Origin of the sequence: Bacillus sp. BB51/4 (genome assembly GCF_008368845.1) — a bacterium.
In the GTDB taxonomy this organism is placed as follows: domain Bacteria; phylum Bacillota; class Bacilli; order Bacillales; family Bacillaceae_G; genus Bacillus_A; species Bacillus_A wiedmannii.
Genome location: NZ_QOSC01000009.1, coordinates 435,242 through 455,852 on the forward strand (window position 1 = coordinate 435,242; position 20,611 = coordinate 455,852).

The window sequence follows — 20,611 nt, forward strand, 5'->3', positions numbered from 1 at the left end:
ACTTTATAGGACGTATTCACATATACTACTTCTTTGATCTCAGGTTCCTCAACAAATTTAAGATCTTTCCCGTATAGATTAAAAATCTGGTTCTTTGCATCCTCTTTTGATAGAGTACTAGACTGATTTAAGTCTCCCTGTTGCTGTAAATCTTGAGCACTATCTCCTGAAATACTTGTAAGTACACCTTCATCAAAATTATTAAGTACTCTTAATATGTTTAAGTTAAAAACAAATCAAGCTATTTATAGCGTAACAAAACATTGAACTCAAGTCATTGAATTTGTATTTCTATATAATAATTGAGTTGCTTATGATATTGAAATTAAATTATTATAGTTATGTTTCAAAAGAATTGGACAAACTAATTCTTAAACTAAATACGGTAAAAGTAGAGGCTTATTTCAATTGCCTAATAGCTTCTTTCCTAAGATCTGTTTCTATATGCTATACTGACTCTTAATTACTTGTAGAAGAAATGATAAAAATAAAGGTTTTTTTATCTATTATTTTGTTTAGTTCTCCTTCAATTAAGTATCTTTCTTTACATTATATTGACTGTTAATCATTATATTCTATATTATAAATATAATGATATAAATAATACCAAGGAGGTTTACAACATGAAAAACATAATGGAACTCCTCAACAATCCATATATTAAATATCCATTAATTGTGATTTCAGCTATAGCTATAATAAAAACAGGTTATGATTTAGGTTCATTTATTAAAAAATTAAAATATTTTTAAATTTTAAAAATCATTTGACTTTTTTTAACAATAGATCCATTGCTTTAAATGATATAGAAAAAGCACTACGGATTAAGGCAAAATTAAAAATGAGCCCGGTACATACCGGACTCACTTTTATCAAGCTGCCTAATGAAATAACCGTGTCTAACTTTTAGGGGGCACTTCACAAAATGCTCTTTTTTGTTTTATTTTTTATGTTCGTGCAAATGATTACACGGAGAACATTGAAATGGAATTCTATCTAAGCAATTAAAGTTTGTTTCACAAATTTGTTCGATCGTTGGGACGAACGGTATGACCACAATATTACTTTCTATTATTTGTGTAACAGGCGGTAACACTGTACCTACTTGGTGTTCGAAGCGAATACTCGCTTGATTTATATAATTTCCTGAACCACTTGGCGCGCTCTGAACTACTACTTGGAACGAGACTGTGCGTGCTTCACCTGGATTTAAACTTCCTATAAGAAATCCTGATATTGGGTTTACATTTGGCACTGGCGTATTATCAACCGTTACACTTCCAAGGACAAATTGAACACTACTATCTAACATATCTTGAAAACGAATATTTTGTATTACAGTATCACCCGTATTTGTAATAACTGTCGTAAACGTAATAACATCTCCTATTGTTGCTGTTTGATGGTCTGCCGTTTTTACGACTGTCGTTGAAACATTTTGAGGAATAAACGGGATAACAACTGTATTGCTATCGCCTTCAACTACTACAGGCGGTTCATTTGGATTCACAATTGCAAGCCCACTCGCCGTAGCTGTATTTGTAACTAAGTTATTTATTTGCCCGCCTGTTATTACAACTTGGAAATTAATAATTGCCGCATCATTTGGCTGAAAATCCCCTAACGGAATACCAGTATTCGGATTGGCAAACGGAAGAGGTACATCATTTACCGTTACCGTGCCATTTATAAATAACGTATTCGGATCAATGATATCCGTTAAAACAATATTCGTCACAGGAACTGTACTATCATTTATAACAGCAATTCCGTAAGTGACAACATCTCCTACCATCGCTACTTCAAAATCCGCTCCTTTTGCAACAAATAAAATTGCAGTATTTACTGTTACAATAACAGTATTACTCGTGTCCATTACTGTAACCGGCGGCTCTCCTGGTACTAAAATATACTCTGCTAACGCCCCAGCAACGTTCACTACTGTACCACCATCTGGAAAACTTGTAATTGTAGCTTCATATGTTACAAGTGCCGTCTCACCGACTGGGATGTCTGGTATCGTAAATCCAGCCTGTGGATTTAACCCTGGCTGCGGAACTCCATTTATCGTTACACTATTTGGAACAAATTCAGCTTCCTGAGATAACACGTCTATAAATTGAACATTCATCGCATCAGCAGTACCTGTATTTAATATACGAACAGTATACGTTACCGTTTCTCCTACTCCAACAATCGGATGATCTACTTCTTTCAGCATATCTAAACTGCCTCTATTTACTGGTGTGACTGTCGTATTACTTGAGTTCGTAATTGTAAACGGTGGTTCTCCTGGAATCAATTCGAAATCACCAGTTACTCTCGCTGTATTCATAATGCTACTAGAAGGTGGAACCGCGATTACATTTACTTCAAATGTAATTAATAAGCTATCCCCTACTGCAAGATCTGGTAATGAAAAGCCTACAAATGGATCTAAACCTACTTGCGGAATTCCATTTATTTGCACACTTCCAGGAACGAATTCTAAACTAGGTGACGGAACATCGATAAACTGAACATTCGTCGCTGTTACCGTTCCCGTATTTGTAACTTGCACACTATAAGTTAACGTATCCCCTAATCGTGTTGCTTCTTTATTTACGGTTTTTATAACATTAAATCGTCCTCTATTTACCCTTGTTATTGTCGTATTACTCGGCTCTGTTACTACAACTGGTGGCTCTCCTGGTACTAAAGTAAAGTTTCCCGTTATATTTGCAACGTTCGTAATGGTTCCTGATGACGGGATGTTTGTAACTGTCGCTTGAAACGTCACGATAACTGTTTCTCCAACTGGTATATCTCCAACTCCAAAGCCAGTAATCGGATTTAAGTTTGGTTGCGGGGCTCCATTTATCGTTACACTACTTGGTACAAATGACGCTCCTGCTGAAATTGTATCAATAAACTGAACATCATTAGCTGTTACTGTTCCTGTATTCGTTATTTGAACTGTATACGTTAATACATCTCCAACGAGAGTAGCAGCCCTATTTACTTGTTTAATAACATTAAATCGTCCTCTATTTACAGTTGTAAGTGTTGTATTGCTCGGTTGGTTTACTACAACTGGTGGTTCTCCTGGTACTAATATAAAGCTTCCCGTAATATTTGCAGTATTAGCAATTGTTCCGTTTGATGGAACACTGACAACTGTTACTTGGAACGTAACTTCTACACTTTCACCTGGAGTTATATCTGGAAGCGGGAATCCATTATTAGGATTGAATCCAGGTTGTAACACACTATCTATCGTTACACTATCTGGGACAAATGTGATCGAGGACGGTAATACATCACTATATTGAACATTCGTCGCTACCACTGTCCCTGTATTTTGAACTACTGTTGTATATGTGATTATATCGCCTACTGCAACAATCGGCTGACTTACTGATTTTAATACATTCAGACCAGGTTCATTTATTTCTGTTAATGTCGTGTTACTTGTCGTCGTCTCTGTAATAGGTGGTTCTGTTCCACTTACAGCAAATGTAGCTGTAACGTCTACAAAGTTAACAATCGTTCCACCTTCTGGTATGCTTGTAACCACTTCCTGATATGTGACAAGTACAAAATCATCTACAGGTATATCTGGAACTGTAAAACCTATGAAAGGATCTAATCCTGGTGCCGGTACCCCGTTTATGCTCACACTTCCTGGTACAAATGCTACACCAGTGGAAGTAGTATCGATAAATTCAACATTCGTCGCTGCCACTGTTCCAAAGTTAAAAATCAATACATCATACGTTAATATTTCTCCTACAGTGGCTACTTCTTTATCTACTAGTTTTAATGGGAAAATCGAAGCTATATTAATTGTCGTAACGACTAAATTCGTTAATATCGTTTCCGTAATCGGTGGTTCCTGAGGATTTGGTTGTGAAGTAAACGTAACGTCTGCATCATTTAATATGACTTCATTATCTGGAATTTCTGTAATCGTCACTTGGAACGTTACCTCAATATTTCCACCAGCAATTAATAATGGAGTAACTGTAAATCCTATTTCTGGATTTAAACCAAGTTGCTGCACTCCACCTATCGTTACACTATTTGCTACAAATGTTGTTCCTTCTGGAATGACATCTTGGAAGAACACATCTGTAACAGGGATAATCCCTACATTCGTTATTAGCACAGTATACGTTAATACATCCCCAACAGCCCCAGTTGCAACATCAACTGTTTTTGTTGCTGTTACTTCACCAGGAGGAGGTAACGGGATTGTAACTACCGTTGTATTACTTGAGTTCGTTGTTGTTACAGGTGGTTGTAAAGGATTTAATAAGAAAGTGGCTGTAACAGATGCTGTATTTAATACTGCCCCACGTGTAGACGGTGCAACTACCGTAACTTGGAACGTTACTGTCAATGATGTTCCAGCTGCAATATTAGGAAGCGGGAAACCAATATTTGGGTCAAATCCAGGTTGTGGCGCTCCATTTATCGTTACACTATTTACTACAAATATTGTTTCTAAAGCAATTGGATCAATAAAAGAGACATTCGTTGCTGTTACTGTGCCGTTATTTCGAATGACAATAGAATACGTGTAAGTTTCTCCAAGTGCTGCTTGTTGTACAGATGAAGATTTTTGTATATTTAACCGAGCTGTATTTACTTGCGTCACTACAAAGTTACTATTCGTAACAGTCGTTATAGGAGGACCAGCCGGATTTATAAGAAAACTTGCAGTTACATTCGATTGATTTCTTATATTCCCACCACTCGGCACGCTCGTCACTGTAACTTGAAACGTAATTGTAGCAGTTTGCCCAACTGGAATATTAGGTACTGGGAAACCTGCCATAGGATTCGCGCCTTGTTGAACAACTCCATTTATCGTCACACTATTTGCTACAAACGCAGTACCAGACGGAATTGGATCTTGAAAAATAATATTCGTTGCAGGAACAGTTCCTGTATTTTGAATAAGAATCGTATACGTTAACGTATCTCCTACTCCTGCTTGTGGTGTATTTACACTCTTCATTACATTAAGTGATCCTACATTCACTCGCGTCACAACAATATTACTAATCGTTACGATTGTAATTGGCGGCTGGAGAGGACTTACTTGGAAATCCGCAGTTACATTCGCATTATTCGGAAGAACTCTATTTGGTGGTACACTCGTGATTGTCACTTGAAAAGTAACTGTTACCATCCCTCCTACTGGAATATTAGCAAGTGGAAATCCAGTTGTTGGGTTTAAACCTGGTTGTGGCGCTCCATTTATCGTTACACTATTTGCTACAAACGTTGTTCCAGTAGGAATCGGATCAAGGAATGATACATTTGTTGCTGCTACTGTTCCACTATTCTGTATACGAACTGTATACGTTAACGTATCTCCTACTCCTGCTTCAGTAGCACTTACACTTTTCATTACATTTAATCCTGAAGAATTCACGACTGTCATAACAGTATTACTTGGTACTGTTACAGTAATCGGTGGCTCTGTTGGATTTACAAGGAAATCACCAGTTACATTCGCATTATTTACGACATTATTTCCTTGGGGAATTTCATCAATTAATACTTCAAACGTAACAATTACACTCGCGCCAGTAGGCAAATTATTTAATTGGAATCCAAGTTCTGGATCTGCCCCTTCTAGTAAAACACCATTAACAACTACACTATTTTCAATAAATAATGTCCCTTGTGGAATTGAATCTTGGAAAAATACATTTGTAGCTGGTACACTACCTGCATTTATGATTTCGATTGTATATACTAAAACATCCCCTACAGTTGCAACATCCGTATTCACTGCTTTCACAACTTCAAAGCTCCCTGATTGTACAGTTGTATTCACAATATTACTCGGAACATTGATTGTTACTGGCGGTTCGCTCGGATTCACTTGAAAACTTGCTGTTACATTTGCTTGATTTAAAATATCTTCATTTTCTGGATCCTGTACAATTAATACGTCAAATGTCACTACAACTGTTTGAGCCGCAGGAATATTTGGAAGAGTAAATCCTGTATTCGGATTCAGTCCACTTTGCGGTACTCCATTAATTGTTACAGAATTTGCAACGAAAGAAACAGCGGAAGAAATAGTGTCTTGGAAAAATACATTTGTTAACGGAACGTTTCCTGTATTTTGAACGGCAATCGTGTACGTTAAAGTGTCACCGACTGCTGCTTGCGTTGTATTCACTTCTTTTATTACATTTAAACCACCTGTATTCACTTGTGTCACAACTGTATTCGTTTGCCTATTAATCGTTACTGGTGGTTGATTCGGTTTAACGACGAAATTAGCAGATACATTTCCGCGATTCGCAATCGTACCTCCTGATGGCGTAGATGTCACCCGGACTTGAAATGTAACCGTCCTACTTCCACCTGGAGAAATATTTGCTACTGTAAACCCAGTCGCTGGATTTGCTCCAGGCTGTGAAGCCCCATCCACAGTCACACTATTTGCGATAAAAGTCGTTCCAATTGGGATTGGATCTTGAAAAATAACGTTCGTTGCAAGTACATTTCCTGTATTTTCAATTGTTACAGTGTACGTAAGAATGTCATTTACTGTCGCAAAAGCTCTATCTACTGTTTTTCTTGTTCTTATGTCAGCTATATTAATAGTAGTAAATACAGTATTACTTGTCGCTTGCCCGGAAACTGGTTGTTGACCAGGTACTGGAGTAAAGGTAAATGTTGCACTCGCACGGTTCGGAATTGGATTGACAAGAGGATTAGATGTTACTCGAACTTGAAAGCGCACTACCGTCGTTTGCGAAGCATTAATACTTCCTAGATTAATACTACTTGCTGGATTTGCTCCTGGACGTCCTACTCCATTTACCGTAACGCTGTTTGCTACAAATGTTGTTCCTGCAGGAATACTATCAACAAAAATAACATTATTTGCGGTAACGTTTCCATTATTCGTCACATTAACCGTGTACGTTAATACATCATTAAGCGTTGCCGTCTGTAAATCTACAGATTTTTGCATACTTATAGTTGCTTGATTCACTGTCGTTTGTACTGTATTGGAAGAAGAGGTACTTGTAATAGGTGGACTACCGACGAAAGGACGGAATTGATATGACACCATTGCACGATTTGAAATAGGATTTGGATTCGGGAATGATGTTATTCGAACTTGAAATGTAACAATTCTTTGCGTGTTATTTGGGATTGTACCTAAATTAATTCCATTAGCAGGGTTTGCATTCGGCTGCGTTACTCCCCCTACCGTTACACTACCTGCAACAAACGTCGTTCCGCTCGGAATACTATCACGTAATACAACGTTTTCTGCGCTTCCTGTTCCTGTATTCGGGACCGTAATCGTATAGGTGAGAGTATCCCCTACCCCTGCGACTGTTCTATTGACCGATTTAACAGGATTAATAATTGGCCCCGTTGCATCAATTTGAACACCAAAACCAGCTGCAGCGTATCCATCTCCATTTGTAACGAAGCGAACCGTTGCTGACGTTTGATTGTTTATTAAAGATGAAGAGGCATCTACATTCGTAATATCCCACCCTTGTCTTCGGACAGCCAAAGCTACCCCTAACGGCTGATTCAAATCTCCAAATGTACCGCTCGTATCTAAATTTCCACTGTCATTACAAATTTGTGACTGAAAGAAATTATTCGCGGGATTTCTTGGTCCGAATAACGCAACTGTAGTATTCGCATTCGGCCCAAAGCGAAGCTGATCTCCAGAAATGTTAGAATCACCTTCTTGGGCAGTTACAAGTACCCTTCCTGTTACAGCTCCTGTTGCCGGAGTAGCAAATCCAGAAATAGTAGCATCAACTGGTGGTGATGAAGCATCGATAATTTCTTGACCTGCATATACTGACAAATTTCGAAGCGGTAAACTTGCATTTTGATACACAACCTCAAGCGTCCAGCCAGCTGAACGACTAATTGTTGGATCAGCTGAAGTTCTTGTAGCCGGTACGGCCCCTGTCGTATAAGTTCCTGCCCCACCTGCACTTACAAGATTCGTTACATTAGCAGAGCGAGCATAATAAAACTGGTTTCCTACTGAACCTTGCTGCGCGGTAGCAGGGTCTGGCGTAACTGAAAACGTTCCTGCTGGTGTTGTAAATGTAATATTATCATTTAAAAATGGTAAAACATCTTCCGTATCAGTCCGAAAAGTACCAGCCCAAACCAACTCTGCATACAAAATACTACTCCCTGCCGGAAGGTTTAAAATTGCACTTGAAGAATTCAATTGCCAGTCATCTGTTGTCCCTGCTGGGAATCCTGGTACTTGCAGCGCTGTATTTACTGTCGTAAATACAGCAAGTGTACCAAAAATATTACCTGGCGCAGGCGATGTAGGACTAAGTCCCAACGTATTCCCAGTGAACGTGACGGCACCAGTTACTGTTGTCGTAAAGCGATTCATAAAAGGCACACAATCATCTCATTTCAATTATAGTAAAAAGTGCTCTATACTATAAAATGTAGACAAACTATACAATGTACGTTGTCCAACAAAATTCCGCACATACGAAAGGAGTTTATAAAACTATGCGCTATGTTATCGTAACAGGAACTTCACAAGGTTTAGGTGAGGCAATCGCCGCGCAATTATTAGAGGAAAACACAACCATCATCTCTATTTCTAGAAGAGAAAATAAAGAGCTTACTAAACTTGCAGAGCAATATAACAGCAATTGCATTTTCCATTCCTTAGATCTTCAAGATGTACATCATTTAGAAATTAACTTTAACGAAATCATTTCATCCATTAAAGAAGACAATGTATCTTCTATTCATTTAATTAATAATGCGGGTACAGTTGCACCTATGAAGCCGATTGAAAAAGCAGAAAGCGAACAATTCATTACGAACGTTCACATTAATTTACTTGCCCCTATGATTCTTACATCTACATTCATGAAACATACGATAGGCTGGAAAGTAGATAAACGTGTTATTAACATTTCATCTGGTGCAGGAAAAAATCCTTACTTTGGATGGGGCGCTTATTGTACAACGAAAGCTGGTGTAAATATGTTTACACAATGCGTAGCGACTGAAGAAGAGGAAAAAGAATATCCAGTAAAAATCGTCGCTTTTGCACCTGGTGTTGTGGATACAAATATGCAAGCACAAATTCGTGAAACAAATAAAGAAGACTTCACTAATTTAGAACGATTCATCACACTAAAAGAAGAAGGAAAGCTATTATCACCTGAATATGTGGCAAAAGCTATTCGTAGCTTACTAGAAACTGAGAACTTCCCGCAAGGCGAGTTTATTAGAATTGATGAATAATAAAAAGGCGTGCTAAAATAGCACGCCTTTTTATTCTACTTCTCTAAAAATATGAGCACAGACTCCGCAATTTGTTCATAACCAATTTCTTGATAAATTTTATTAGACGTAGGGTTCGCTAGATCAGTATATAACGTAGTCGTCTTATATCCTTCATCTAACATACGTTGACTAAGTGCAGCGACACAACTAGATGCGTACCCTTTTTTCCGCGCTTCTTTCGGTGTATATACGAAATTAACTGTTATATTGTTTGTAGTCGGTCTCGTTTTTGCAGCTACAGAAACAAGCTTCCCATCTACATCTAAACCAAATAGCCGACGGTTCGTAATTAATGTATGAGCGGTTTGTTTCGCTTCTTCTTTCGTAGTAGGAAGCCTTACATCTTCGCAAAATTGATAAATCCACTGTTCTATTAATGGTAGCTCATCACTACCTATTTCTCGAAAAGCCCCATCCTCGGTCCACTTCTTCTTAACTTGTTGTAATGCATACACACCCTGTTCCATTACAACATTCGTTTTCTTATTTTCTAACACGGCAATCTCTTCCGCTAATCTCTGTACAGTTTCCTTATTACCGATCAATCCAGGAATGTCTGGATATACTTTCGATAACTCTTTTGCAAGTTTCACTATATCTACTTCCGGAATTTCAGAAGTTGCAACAATCATTTGTATCTTCTCTTCTGTTTGAAGAAATACAATTGCAATTTCTTCTCCTCGTTTCGCTACGCCCATAAACGTCGGTTCTTGAGCTACTTGTAATATACCTAACATTAAATTATTTTCCTGCTCATTCTTTTCTAAAAATGGTGTAACATCTTCTTTAAAATGAAGAATCTCTTTATATACGTGTAATTGAATCATCGACAATCTCTTCTCTCCATCTATATTTTAATTAAGTATTGGCGATTAATTCATTAAATCCTTCTTTTACGATTCAATATAATTCGAAGTGAACATATTCAAATCAGTTTCAGCTTGTAAAATTCTCTGTTTTTCTTTTTCAAATACCTCTTCTTCTTTTTGAAATGACTCTTTTCGATTTTTAATCATACGCTCCATTTCTTTTTTACTCGGTCCACCGTATACATTCCTTTTTTGAATAAAAGCTTCTGGCGATACAATTTCTTCCCACTCTTTTTCTAACAAATGTACTTTAAATTTTTCTTGTAAGTATATATTTACATCTTTGAAATGTAATTCATGTAGCTCCTTTTTCTGCTCCAATGACATATTCGCAATAACACTCGCTGCATGATGCGCATGCCGAAATGGAATGCTATAGTTTTTTGTTAAAACATCTGCGAAATCAGTTATCGTAATTGCATGTTTATAAGAACGACTTTTTAACGTTTCTTCTTCTACTTTCATTGTTCGAATAACTGCATTCATAATACAAAAAACACGAATGGTCTTTTCAATTCCTTTATATAAATACGGCTGCAAATCATCTTCCGTATCGACAATATCACCAAATGGTGTATTATGAATCATTTGAAATACTGTAAATGCTTCTCCTAAAGCACTACTCGTAATCGCACGGGCGTGTTCAATGGAAACTGGATTTCGCTTTTGCGGCATAATACTACTTATTTGTACATATGGCTTTGCAACAGTAATACCATCATATTCTTTCGTCGCTAATAGTAAAAAGTCATGAATCCATCTACTCGTATTCGTCATAATTACCATAAGTAACGAGCTAACTTCTAATAAATAATCCGCTCCAGCAACAGCATCATATGAGTTCTCAATTACATTTGTAAACCCAAGTAAATCGGCAACTCGCTCTCGTTTAATTGGGAAACTTGTGGTAGAAAGAGCGGCGGCTCCCATTGGAGACTGATTTAAAAGTTTGTACGTTCGTTTCATTCGTTCTAAATCTCTCTGCATCGTATCATAAATCGCTAACGTATAATGACCAAATGTTGTGGGCTGCGCTGGTTGTGTATGTGTATAAGCTGGCATAATCGTTTCCTTATGATCAGCAGCAAGTTGTAGTATACTTTCTTGCAATAACAAATGATGCTCCATTAATCGTAGTACATATCGCCTTAAACTCATACGATACATCGTTACCCCCATATCATTTCTACTTCTACCAATATGCATATTACTTACAAAATCGCATTTCGCTTCTTGAGAAATTAAATGTTCAACTAGAAAAAAGAGATCTTCATGCTGCTTTGTATATAGCAATTGATCTTTTGGAATTCCCTCTACCTTTTTAAGAGCGTTTAATATAACTTTAGCTTCTTCCTTTTTCATTAGACTTTCTTCTGTTAGCATCACAATATGCGCTTTATGCACTTGAAACATATCTTTCAATAAGTAATTTCGCTGAAAATGAAATACATGTTGTAATACGCAATCCACATATGTTTTCCCAGGGAAATCAGCGCCTTCACTCTTTATAAAATCTTCTTTACTTTGTTTCATCACCTTTTCCCCTCTCACCTAAGTATTACTACCCATCATACCCAGAGATAGGAAAAAAGTGCTTGTACATAAAAATAAACTCGGTGCTCTCTGCACCGAGTTACTTAATAAAAGTCGCATCATACTTATCACTTTGCAACACTTGAAAATGTAAGTTTGCTAAATGTTTCCGTATTTCTGCACTGTCGTCTTCATTTAAATCATTTGCTAAGAACACTATTTCTGTACAGTTCCCGCGTTTATCCATCGCATAAACTGCTTTTGTAACAGTCCATGGCGTATAGCCATTTTTTTGCCCTGCATGTCTAAATGTTTTACGATATTTCTTAGCACTCATATCTGTTTCAACGATATTCGCCCACACTTTTTCTTCGGCTTCTGTCAGTCCACCTTTATGATTTGCCTTTTGAAGCAGTACCATATAATCGTTTGCAGAAGCTGCTGGTAATCGATCTGACCAAATTTTATCGTAACGTTCCTCTAAATAAAGAGGTATTTCCTTCTGTAATAATGGCCCCTTCTTTTTTAAGCGTTCATGAATAATCATCGCATATTCACGATATTGCTCTTGAGACATTTCTTTTAACTTTTTCTCTATTTTATATTTCGGAACATGTAGTTCTTTATGCAAATATCCAGGGATGTATAAAGATGAAACAATCGGAAATAGCGGCTGATGTGCTGGAAGCGATAAACTTCGTAAATTACGATTAATATTATCTAATCCTAACACTTCCATCAAATATTCAGCATTCGCATTCGAACTAAACTTAACCATTCCTTTTGCCACTTCTTCTAAAGAAACTGCCCCTTCTGTTATCTTGTCTGTCTTTTGCAAATACCTTTGCCATCTATCTTGTGCACCTCCATCTGTATTCGGCACATAATAACGATTTATATCATTAATGGAAACGAAACTAGACGGATCAATTTTCCCTTCCGTAACTTGTTTCGTATATTCAAGCGCCACAATTAACTTCATCGTACTAGCAACTGGCAATACAACATTTGGATTTACAGAATAAACAACTTTATCATTTCTCTTCACGAGAAGCGCACTATTTTTTTCATCTTTATGTTCTTCAATAAAGGATGCGATATACTGTGCATCATCATTATTTGAACTCCACACTTTTTTCACTAAAAAATTACCCGATATTAGCAAAACGAAAATACCCACAATCACTGCGCATACTATAGTTTTTTTCAAGTAAAATTCCTCTCCTATTGTATAACTCTTCTCTATCTATCTCTTTCAAACAAAATAATGGAGATGATTATTTTAGTAATCATCTCCATTATTTTAACTTGTATTCTCCTATTATGTCTACGTCATAATTTTCACGAAGTCTTCGAGAAATTTTTTATAATGTAATGACCAACCAATTCGCACCCAATTCTTTAAGGATTTTGCATCAGGTTGTGGACGGAAATCCGCAATACTTTCTCCCTTTGCAATCCCTACTGTATCCACATCAACACGACGGTACACATAATCCAAAATAGACGGATTCGCCGCAACCATCATTGTAACAACGTCATGTACTGGGCTACCTGTTATTTTCGGATTTAACTTTTTATACGCTTTATAATAATACGTAAATATCGGTTCAATTAATTTATTAAAACTCGTTTTAGAGTGTTTCGTAATATATTTCACCATTTCTGGCGTAATAATTGCTTCAGATGTAACGTTAAGTGGCACTAATGTCACATTCTTGGCATTTTGCATAACTAATTGGGACGCAATCGGATCACCATGGAAATTCGCCTCTGCGACTGGTGTCACATTGCCGGGCATTAAAAAAGCACCACCCATTATATAATATTCTTTCACATACTTCATCATCGGCTTTTCTAAAATAAATGCTGTCGCTAGTGTCGTTGACCTACCAGCATCAACAATGATTAATTCTCCTTTATACTTTTCAAGAATATCAAAAAAAGCACAAAAAGGTTTTATATTTGGCGAAAAAGCTTTTGGAGGTTTAATTGGTCCTAAACCGTCTGCCCCATGAATTTCTGGATAATACGTTGTAACATCTCCGGATAAAGGAATTTTCGCACCATTAATAACAGGTATATCTTCCCGCCCTGCCATTTGTAGCAAATATGCTGCATTACTTGTCGCCTTTTCTTGTGTTACATTTCCATATCCGGTTACAACACCAACAATATCAATATCAGGATGCATAATTCCGTACATGATGGCTAAAGAGTCATCAATTCCTGGGTCTCCCAAAAATAATACTTTTTTCATCGACCTCAACTCCATCCCCTCAATTGTTATTAATTTATGAATAACCTTACATATACAGAATAAAAAAGAATAAATTCACACAAAAAAACGTAGTCCTCTATAAGGACTACGTTCTTCCTCTAACCTATACTGTTTTTCTTCACAGCACCCATACTTCCAATGATATAAGCTATAAACGCAAAACAAATTGGGAAGACAACTGTATGTATACCGAACGGATTTGGATAGAAAAGATGAATACACATATATGACCCTACCCCAACTAAAATAGAGGCAAGCGCTCCTGTTGCATTTCCTTTTCTCCAATATAACCCTAATACGATTGGCCAAATGAATGCTGCTTCTAACCCACCGAAAGAAAATAAATTTAACCATATTAAAAAATCTGGTGGCTTAATTGCTGCTGCATAAACGAGTAGCCCTACGATACCAGTAATCCACAAACTTCCTTTTCTGATCGTACTGTCTGCTGCATCTTTATTTATGTAATTTACGTATATATCTTTAATAATTGATGAACTTACAAGTAACAATAACGAGTTTACTGTAGACATAATTGCTGCCATTGGCGCGGCTAAAAAAACTCCGGCTAACCAAGGTGGTAACACTTCCATCGCGAGTAGCGGCATTACTTTATCTGGTACCGTTATACCCGGAAGTACGACTCGTGCAAATACACCTGTTAAATGCATACCAATCATAATTGTACCTACAACAACCGTTCCAATTATTAATGCTTGATGCATAGCTTTTGAATTTTTATAAGACATGGCACGCACGCTAATTTGCGGTAAACCAACAACACCAATTCCAATTAAAATCCAAAATGATGTCACATATGATTTCGTTAAACTACCATCCGCTCCGAATGGTGTAATTAAATTCGGATTGATTTGAATAAGTTCCTGCATAATCTTTTCAATTCCACCACCAGCAATGACAGTAGCAATTAAAATGATTGTCGTTCCAACTAACATAATAATTCCTAATAACGTATCTGATAAAGCAACTGCACGAAATCCACCAATTAATACGTACACAAGTACAGAAAAAGTAAATAAAAATAGTGCTGTTGTATAAGATAGACCCGTTAGTGATTCAATTAATCGGCCACCGCCGACCCATTGAGCTACTGTTGCTGAAAATAAGAAGATAATAATACATAACGCAGAAAGTATAACAACTGCTTTATTATTGTATCTTCCCTTTAAATAATCGATAAGAGTAATGGCTTCCATCTTCCTAGCGATAATTGCAAACTTTTTACCGATAACCGTTAAAACTATATACCCTGTTACAACTTGAATCGCAGATAATAATACCCATCCGAGGCCCATATTGTACGCAATACCTGGACCACCAATAAAGCTACTAGCACTACCATACGTAGCAATCATTGTCATCGCTAATAATAAACCGCCAAGTTCACGCCCACCAAGAAAATATTCTTGTAAAAATTTATTATGAGCAGTCGCTTGTACGCGTCTTGAAGCATATACACCAATTAAAAATACAACGATAAACGAAATTATCATTGGAATGATTACATACCAATTCATCTATTATTCCTCACTTTTTTCTTCCTCATCGAGTGAAATATCTTGAAATACAAAACGAACAACTAAACTAAGTAAAATAACCATAACGATAAATCCAACGATACAGCTATAAAAAAACCATGCTGGAAAACCGAATACATATGTATATTCACTTGGATTTTCACTACCAAGCCCATAAGCAAATCCGTACCATATTATAAAATTGATAATAGCAAGTCCAAGACCAATTAACGCTTCTCTATGGGCAATTCGAAAGCGTGGATCATCATGATAATTCTTCATTTTCTCCCTCCTCTCACGATGTATTATTGTACCATTGTTCTTCTAGTTTTTCCTACTAGAAAGCAAAAACAAGCAGGATTTTTTATAATCATATAGAAGTTTCTCTTACATTACATATTTTTTACAATTGTAACACAAATGAAATTTGAATTTTCAGTATTTGTTAATTATGATTAAAATTAGAGGCTTTCCATCTAGTTCCCACATCCTTGATTTCGGAATAAACGCCGTCTCGTACTGCGTTTACATTATATTTTCAAGGGGGTTATACAATGAGTCAACTAGCTGTAAATCTTCATGAAAAGGTAGAAAAGTTTCTTCAAGGTACAAAAAAGTTATATGTGAATGGATCCTTCATTGAGAGCGCTTCCGGAAAAACATTTAAAACACCTAACCCAGCAACCGGCGAAACACTTGCCGTCGTTTCTGAGGCTGGTCGAGAAGATATTCATAAAGCTGTCGTTGCAGCTCGCATGGCTTTCGACGAAGGTCCTTGGTCTCGCATGAGCACTGCTGAGCGAAGCCGTCTTATGTACAAGTTAGCTGATTTAATGGAAGAACATAAAGAAGAGCTTGCACAGCTCGAAACATTAGATAACGGAAAGCCAATCCGTGAAACAATGGCAGCAGACATACCACTTGCAATTGAACATATGCGCTATTATGCTGGCTGGGCTACGAAAATCGTTGGTCAAACAATCCCTGTTTCTGGTAATTACTTTAACTATACACGCCATGAGGCTGTTGGTGTCGTCGGTCAAATTATTCCTTGGAACTTCCCACTTCTTATGGCAATGTGGAAAATGGGAGCAGCGCTTGCTACAGGATGTACAATCGTTTTAAAACCTGCAGAGCAAACTCCACTATCTGCTCTATACTTAGCTGAATTAATTGAAGAAGCTGGATTCCCGAAAGGTGTTATTAATATCGTTCCTGGATTCGGTGAATCAGCTGGACAAGCTCTCGTTAATCATCCACTCGTTGATAAAATTGCATTTACTGGTTCTACTCCAGTCGGTAAACAAATTATGCGACAAGCATCTGAATCATTAAAACGCGTTACACTTGAGTTAGGCGGTAAATCACCAAATATCATCTTGCCAGATGCTGATTTATCTCGCGCGATTCCTGGTGCACTTTCTGGTGTTATGTTTAACCAAGGACAAGTATGCTCTGCTGGATCACGCTTATTTGTTCCGAAGAAAATGTATGATAATGTCATGGCTGATCTCGTCCTCTATTCTAAAAAACTAAATCAAGGTGTCGGTCTTAACCCTGAAACAACAATCGGTCCTCTCGTTTCCGAAGAACAACAAAAACGTGTAATGGGCTACATTGAAAAAGGGATTGAAGAAGGCGCTGAAGTACTTTGCGGAGGAAGCAATCCATTCGATCAAGGCTACTTCGTTTCTCCTACAGTATTCGCCGACGTAAATGACGAAATGACGATCGCAAAAGAAGAAATTTTCGGTCCAGTTATTTCTGCAATACCTTTTAACGATATTGATGAAGTAATTGAACGTGCAAATAAATCACAGTTCGGCTTAGCGGCTGGTGTGTGGACAGAAAATGTTAAAACAGCACACTATGTTGCAAGTAAAGTACGTGCTGGTACTGTATGGGTAAACTGTTATAACGTCTTTGATGCAGCATCTCCATTCGGAGGTTTTAAACAATCTGGTCTTGGCCGTGAAATGGGATCTTACGCATTAAATAACTATACAGAAGTGAAGAGCGTTTGGCTCAACTTAAATTAACGAAAAAAGAACCTGGCCTATCCGGTCAGGTTCTTTTCATTATGTATTCCTTTAAACTTGTAGTCCTCCGCTCACATTCAATACTTCTCCTGTAATATAGGATGCGTATTCTGACGCTAAAAAGGCAGCTGCGTTCGCAATATCTTCTGGCGTTCCAATTCTACCAACTGGAATCGCGCCAACCATCTTTTCTTTCACTTTATCTGGTATCGTTTTTGTCATATCTGTATCCATAAACCCTGGACAAATCGCATTGCACGTAATGCCGAAGCTTCCAACTTCTTTCGCCGCTGTTTTCGTTAAACCTACAACTCCTGCCTTTGTAGCAGCATAATTCGCTTGACCTATGTTTCCTTCTCTACTAATTGAAGATATATTAATAATGCGTCCATACCCTTGTTGTCTCATGTAAAGAAGCGCTGGCTGCATACAATAAAAAACACCTGTTAAATTTACTTGCAGTACTTGTTCCCATTCTGGTTTCTCCATTTTATGTAACATAGCATCTCGCGTTATTCCTGCATTATTTACTAAAATGTGCAGTGTACCAAATGTTTGGACAGCGTATTCAATTAAGGACTTCGCATCATTTTGATTACTCACATCACAACGATACTGCTTCACTTCATATCCTTCATCTGATAATTCACGTGTCGTTTTTTGTAGCTTCTCTTCATTTACATCGCTAATTAATACTTTAGCCCCTAGTTTTGCATAAACCCTTGCAATCTCTTTTCCAATTCCCTGTGCAGCTCCTGTTACTACAGCTGTTTTCCCATTTAAAAACTCCATCCCTATCCCCCATTTCTATTACTTATACTGTATATTTCGGCTCTTTGCTTCCCAATTCCTCTTTGTATAAAAAAGTCTATTTGTGTCAAACTAACTTTGCAACGTCGCATAAAACACAAGGAGATTGTGTCGAATGAACAAAAAAAATTTCAAGCAAAACAAAGCTGCTGATGGCATTGATGTTGAGTTCTCTCGTGAACTCGCTGACCACAATGACTTAGAAGCAAACGCACGTGCAAATGCCGCTGATGCACGTCAAAAACGCCAGTCAACAGAAAAATAAAGAACGCACAACCTTATTCTTTTCAACAGGGACCTACTACCCAACAAAATAAACCGAGAGATATCCTCTCGGTTTATTTTCTATATTTTTTTATATAATGTGCCAAAGTAAGTAGCGGATATATATAGGCATAGCTATGATAACGAATATAAAACCCACCTGGCAAACCTGTTCCGGTAGGATATTTTTCATTCACATAAGGATTCGCAAGCAAATATGAAATACCTTTTCGAATAGCTGGTGTTTCTTCATCATGGTAAGAAATGAGAGCATCTAACGCCCATGCTGTTTGGGATGGTGTACTAAATGGTAAAGTAACGAACCTTTTTTCCACGCTACTTTGGCACGATTCCCCCCACCCACCATCTTCATGCTGTATATGTTCTAACCATAAAGCTGCTCTTTTCATTGATGGATTGCTAGATGGAATTCCGAGTGACCGTAAACCCGTCATAACAGCCCACGTACCATATATATAACAAATCCCCCATTTCCCATACCATGATCCATTTTCCTCTTGCACATTCATTAACCAATTTATCGCACTTTGTTTTTGTTTCTCAGGCAATTCATTTTGCGCGTATGTCCCGAAAAGCTCTAACACTCTTCCTGTAATATCTGGTGTAGAGGGATCTGTAATCATATCGCTTGCATTTTCGATTGGTAAATTTGCTAATAAATTACTCGTCACACCTTTTTCAAACGCTCCCCAACCACCATCATTATTTTGTAATCCTTTAACCCAATTGACCCCTTTCTTCCAAGCATTATCTACATTTTCGTTCCCTCTACTTCTTGCCAACGCTCTTAGCACGGCTGTTGTATCATCGACATCTGGAATTGTCGTATTCACATCTGAAAAACCCCAACCGCCTGGAGTCAGCGCCGGAGCATGTACGCTCCAATCAGCTTTTTTTGTATGCTGTTTTTTTAATACATACGCTGCTGCATGTTGAATCATCTTATTATCTTTCGAAGCGTGGGCCTCTTGTAACGTATAGCTGAGTAAAGCCGTATCCCATACAGTTGAAGGAGAGTTTTGCAAATGATTCCCTCTTTCCATCTTCCATATATAAGATGTTATCCCTGCTATAGCTTTTTGAATCATTGATGATTGAAGAGAATGTCCTAACGCGAGTAAAGCATAAATCATATAAAATGAGGCAGTTGCGTAACTATATAACGTTCCATTTTCATCAATACGCTCTTTCATAAAACGTTCGACTTCCTCATATCCTTTATGGTGTAAAGAAAGTGGATACGATATGATTTGTTTTACATCACTTAATAACGTTTGAAACAACGGAGACCGTTCCTCCCGAAACCATTCCCCGCCCCCGCCTGCGATATGATTTAAATTTGGCAGTAACTTTTTTCCTACTCGAAATCTTTTATTTAAACAAACCATCATCGGAATTAAATGGATACGTGCTGAGCTACTCAATTCAAATATACTGAGGGGTGAATCATTTTGCAGAAACATAATCGGTGTTGGCAAATGAAAGAGCGAAGGGTATTCATATTCTCCATGAATTGCTAATAAAAACTTCGTCATAAAATGAGCACGCGCCACGCCTCCACGTTCCTTAATAAACATTTCGGCTCGCCTCATATTCGCATCTTCTTTTGTATATTTTTTTGAAGCTAGTAAGGCCGCATAAGATTGAATTGTAGCAGATAAATTGCCACCCACTTCATCTTCATACAATTTCCATGTTCCTTCATTTGTTTGAAGTGATGCTAATCTTTTTACAAACGGTTCTATCTCTTTATCTCTACCTAATAATTTTAATAAAAAAATCATATGGCAATCTGTTAATGGTGCTCCTTCAAAACAAAACTGCCACGTACCATCTTGCCGTTGCATCGTTTGAAGTGCAGTTGTTCTTCTCGCTATTTCTTCATGCACTTTTTCATATAATAACAAGTTACTCACCCACCCTTTCGAAATCCGT

13 protein-coding genes and 1 pseudogene are annotated in these 20,611 nt (G+C 37.4%); 4 read left to right on the forward strand and 10 right to left on the reverse strand.

The features are described 5' to 3' along the window. Window positions 1–14: 14 nt before the first annotated feature. Window positions 15–194 (reverse strand): annotated as a pseudogene (locus tag DN392_RS30800) (M4 family metallopeptidase); the annotation flags it as partial. Window positions 195–623: 429 nt separating this feature from the next. Here DN392_RS30800 and DN392_RS30805 point away from each other — a divergent pair. Then, on the forward strand, window positions 624–752 hold the full coding sequence (locus DN392_RS30805) for a hypothetical protein (protein ID WP_000789922.1): 129 nt from the start codon (window positions 624–626) through the stop codon (window positions 750–752). Window positions 753–940: 188 nt separating this feature from the next. On the opposite strand, the gene DN392_RS13535 is transcribed toward DN392_RS30805, so the two are convergent. Further along, window positions 941–8,413, reverse strand: a complete 7,473-nt coding sequence (locus tag DN392_RS13535) for a DUF7507 domain-containing protein (protein ID WP_071743447.1) — start codon at window positions 8,411–8,413, stop codon at window positions 941–943. 116 nt (window positions 8,414–8,529) lie between these two features. Between DN392_RS13535 and DN392_RS13540 the strand changes: the two genes are divergently transcribed. Then, window positions 8,530–9,279: a (S)-benzoin forming benzil reductase gene (locus tag DN392_RS13540; protein WP_149238060.1), complete on the forward strand. Its 750-nt coding sequence runs from the start codon at window positions 8,530–8,532 to the stop codon at window positions 9,277–9,279. Window positions 9,280–9,314: 35 nt separating this feature from the next. Here DN392_RS13540 and DN392_RS13545 read toward each other — a convergent pair whose 3' ends face one another. The 6 genes from DN392_RS13545 to DN392_RS13570 all read right to left on the reverse strand — a co-directional run bounded on the left by DN392_RS13545 (window position 9,315) and on the right by DN392_RS13570 (window position 15,824). Then, window positions 9,315–10,154, reverse strand: coding sequence for a GNAT family N-acetyltransferase (locus DN392_RS13545; protein ID WP_002107915.1), 840 nt, complete (start codon window positions 10,152–10,154; stop codon window positions 9,315–9,317). A 60-nt stretch (window positions 10,155–10,214) separates the two neighbouring features. Then, on the reverse strand, window positions 10,215–11,741 hold the full coding sequence (gene argH / locus DN392_RS13550; RefSeq protein ID WP_074650939.1) for an argininosuccinate lyase: 1,527 nt from the start codon (window positions 11,739–11,741) through the stop codon (window positions 10,215–10,217). An 82-nt stretch (window positions 11,742–11,823) separates the two neighbouring features. Next, a complete protein-coding gene (locus DN392_RS13555; RefSeq protein ID WP_064057557.1) occupies window positions 11,824–12,933 on the reverse strand; it encodes a serine hydrolase in 1,110 nt (369 codons plus the stop codon). A 117-nt stretch (window positions 12,934–13,050) separates the two neighbouring features. Then, the gene (locus DN392_RS13560) at window positions 13,051–13,983 is read right to left on the reverse strand and encodes a nucleoside hydrolase (protein WP_000756435.1); all 933 of its coding nucleotides are present in this window, start codon (window positions 13,981–13,983) and stop codon (window positions 13,051–13,053) included. A 119-nt stretch (window positions 13,984–14,102) separates the two neighbouring features. Further along, window positions 14,103–15,542, reverse strand: coding sequence for a sodium/pantothenate symporter (gene panF, locus DN392_RS13565; RefSeq protein WP_001104813.1), 1,440 nt, complete (start codon window positions 15,540–15,542; stop codon window positions 14,103–14,105). 3 nt (window positions 15,543–15,545) lie between these two features. Next, window positions 15,546–15,824, reverse strand: coding sequence for a YhdT family protein (locus tag DN392_RS13570; protein WP_000800717.1), 279 nt, complete (start codon window positions 15,822–15,824; stop codon window positions 15,546–15,548). 272 nt (window positions 15,825–16,096) lie between these two features. Between DN392_RS13570 and dhaS the strand changes: the two genes are divergently transcribed. Beyond that, the gene (gene dhaS / locus DN392_RS13575; RefSeq protein ID WP_000080285.1) at window positions 16,097–17,581 is read left to right on the forward strand and encodes an aldehyde dehydrogenase DhaS; all 1,485 of its coding nucleotides are present in this window, start codon (window positions 16,097–16,099) and stop codon (window positions 17,579–17,581) included. Window positions 17,582–17,632: 51 nt separating this feature from the next. Here dhaS and fabG read toward each other — a convergent pair whose 3' ends face one another. Then, entirely contained in the window at window positions 17,633–18,373 is a 741-nt protein-coding gene (gene fabG / locus DN392_RS13580) for a 3-oxoacyl-ACP reductase FabG (protein WP_000395032.1), read from the reverse strand. A gap of 133 nt (window positions 18,374–18,506) precedes the next feature. On the opposite strand from fabG, the gene DN392_RS13585 reads away from it, so the two are divergent. Continuing rightward, window positions 18,507–18,656, forward strand: a complete 150-nt coding sequence (locus DN392_RS13585) for a YfhD family protein (RefSeq protein WP_001035806.1) — start codon at window positions 18,507–18,509, stop codon at window positions 18,654–18,656. A gap of 73 nt (window positions 18,657–18,729) precedes the next feature. Here the strand turns inward: DN392_RS13585 and DN392_RS13590 are convergent, their stop codons facing one another. After that, window positions 18,730–20,583, reverse strand: a complete 1,854-nt coding sequence (locus DN392_RS13590) for a terpene cyclase/mutase family protein (protein ID WP_000928141.1) — start codon at window positions 20,581–20,583, stop codon at window positions 18,730–18,732. Between the last annotated feature and the right edge of the window lie 28 nt (window positions 20,584–20,611).

What these genes read in the sequence shown, in the direction of transcription:
- dhaS (WP_000080285.1), top strand. Translation starts at nt 16,097, where the DNA reads ATGAGTCAACTAGCTGTAAATCTTCATGAAAAGGTAGAAAAGTTTCTT.
- DN392_RS13585 (WP_001035806.1), top strand. Translation starts at nt 18,507, where the DNA reads ATGAACAAAAAAAATTTCAAGCAAAACAAAGCTGCTGATGGCATTGAT.
- panF (WP_001104813.1), bottom strand. Translation starts at nt 15,542, where the DNA reads ATGAATTGGTATGTAATCATTCCAATGATAATTTCGTTTATCGTTGTA.
- fabG (WP_000395032.1), bottom strand. Translation starts at nt 18,373, where the DNA reads ATGGAGTTTTTAAATGGGAAAACAGCTGTAGTAACAGGAGCTGCACAG.
- DN392_RS13540 (WP_149238060.1), top strand. Translation starts at nt 8,530, where the DNA reads ATGCGCTATGTTATCGTAACAGGAACTTCACAAGGTTTAGGTGAGGCA.
- DN392_RS30805 (WP_000789922.1), top strand. Translation starts at nt 624, where the DNA reads ATGAAAAACATAATGGAACTCCTCAACAATCCATATATTAAATATCCA.
- DN392_RS13570 (WP_000800717.1), bottom strand. Translation starts at nt 15,824, where the DNA reads ATGAAGAATTATCATGATGATCCACGCTTTCGAATTGCCCATAGAGAA.
- DN392_RS13560 (WP_000756435.1), bottom strand. Translation starts at nt 13,983, where the DNA reads ATGAAAAAAGTATTATTTTTGGGAGACCCAGGAATTGATGACTCTTTA.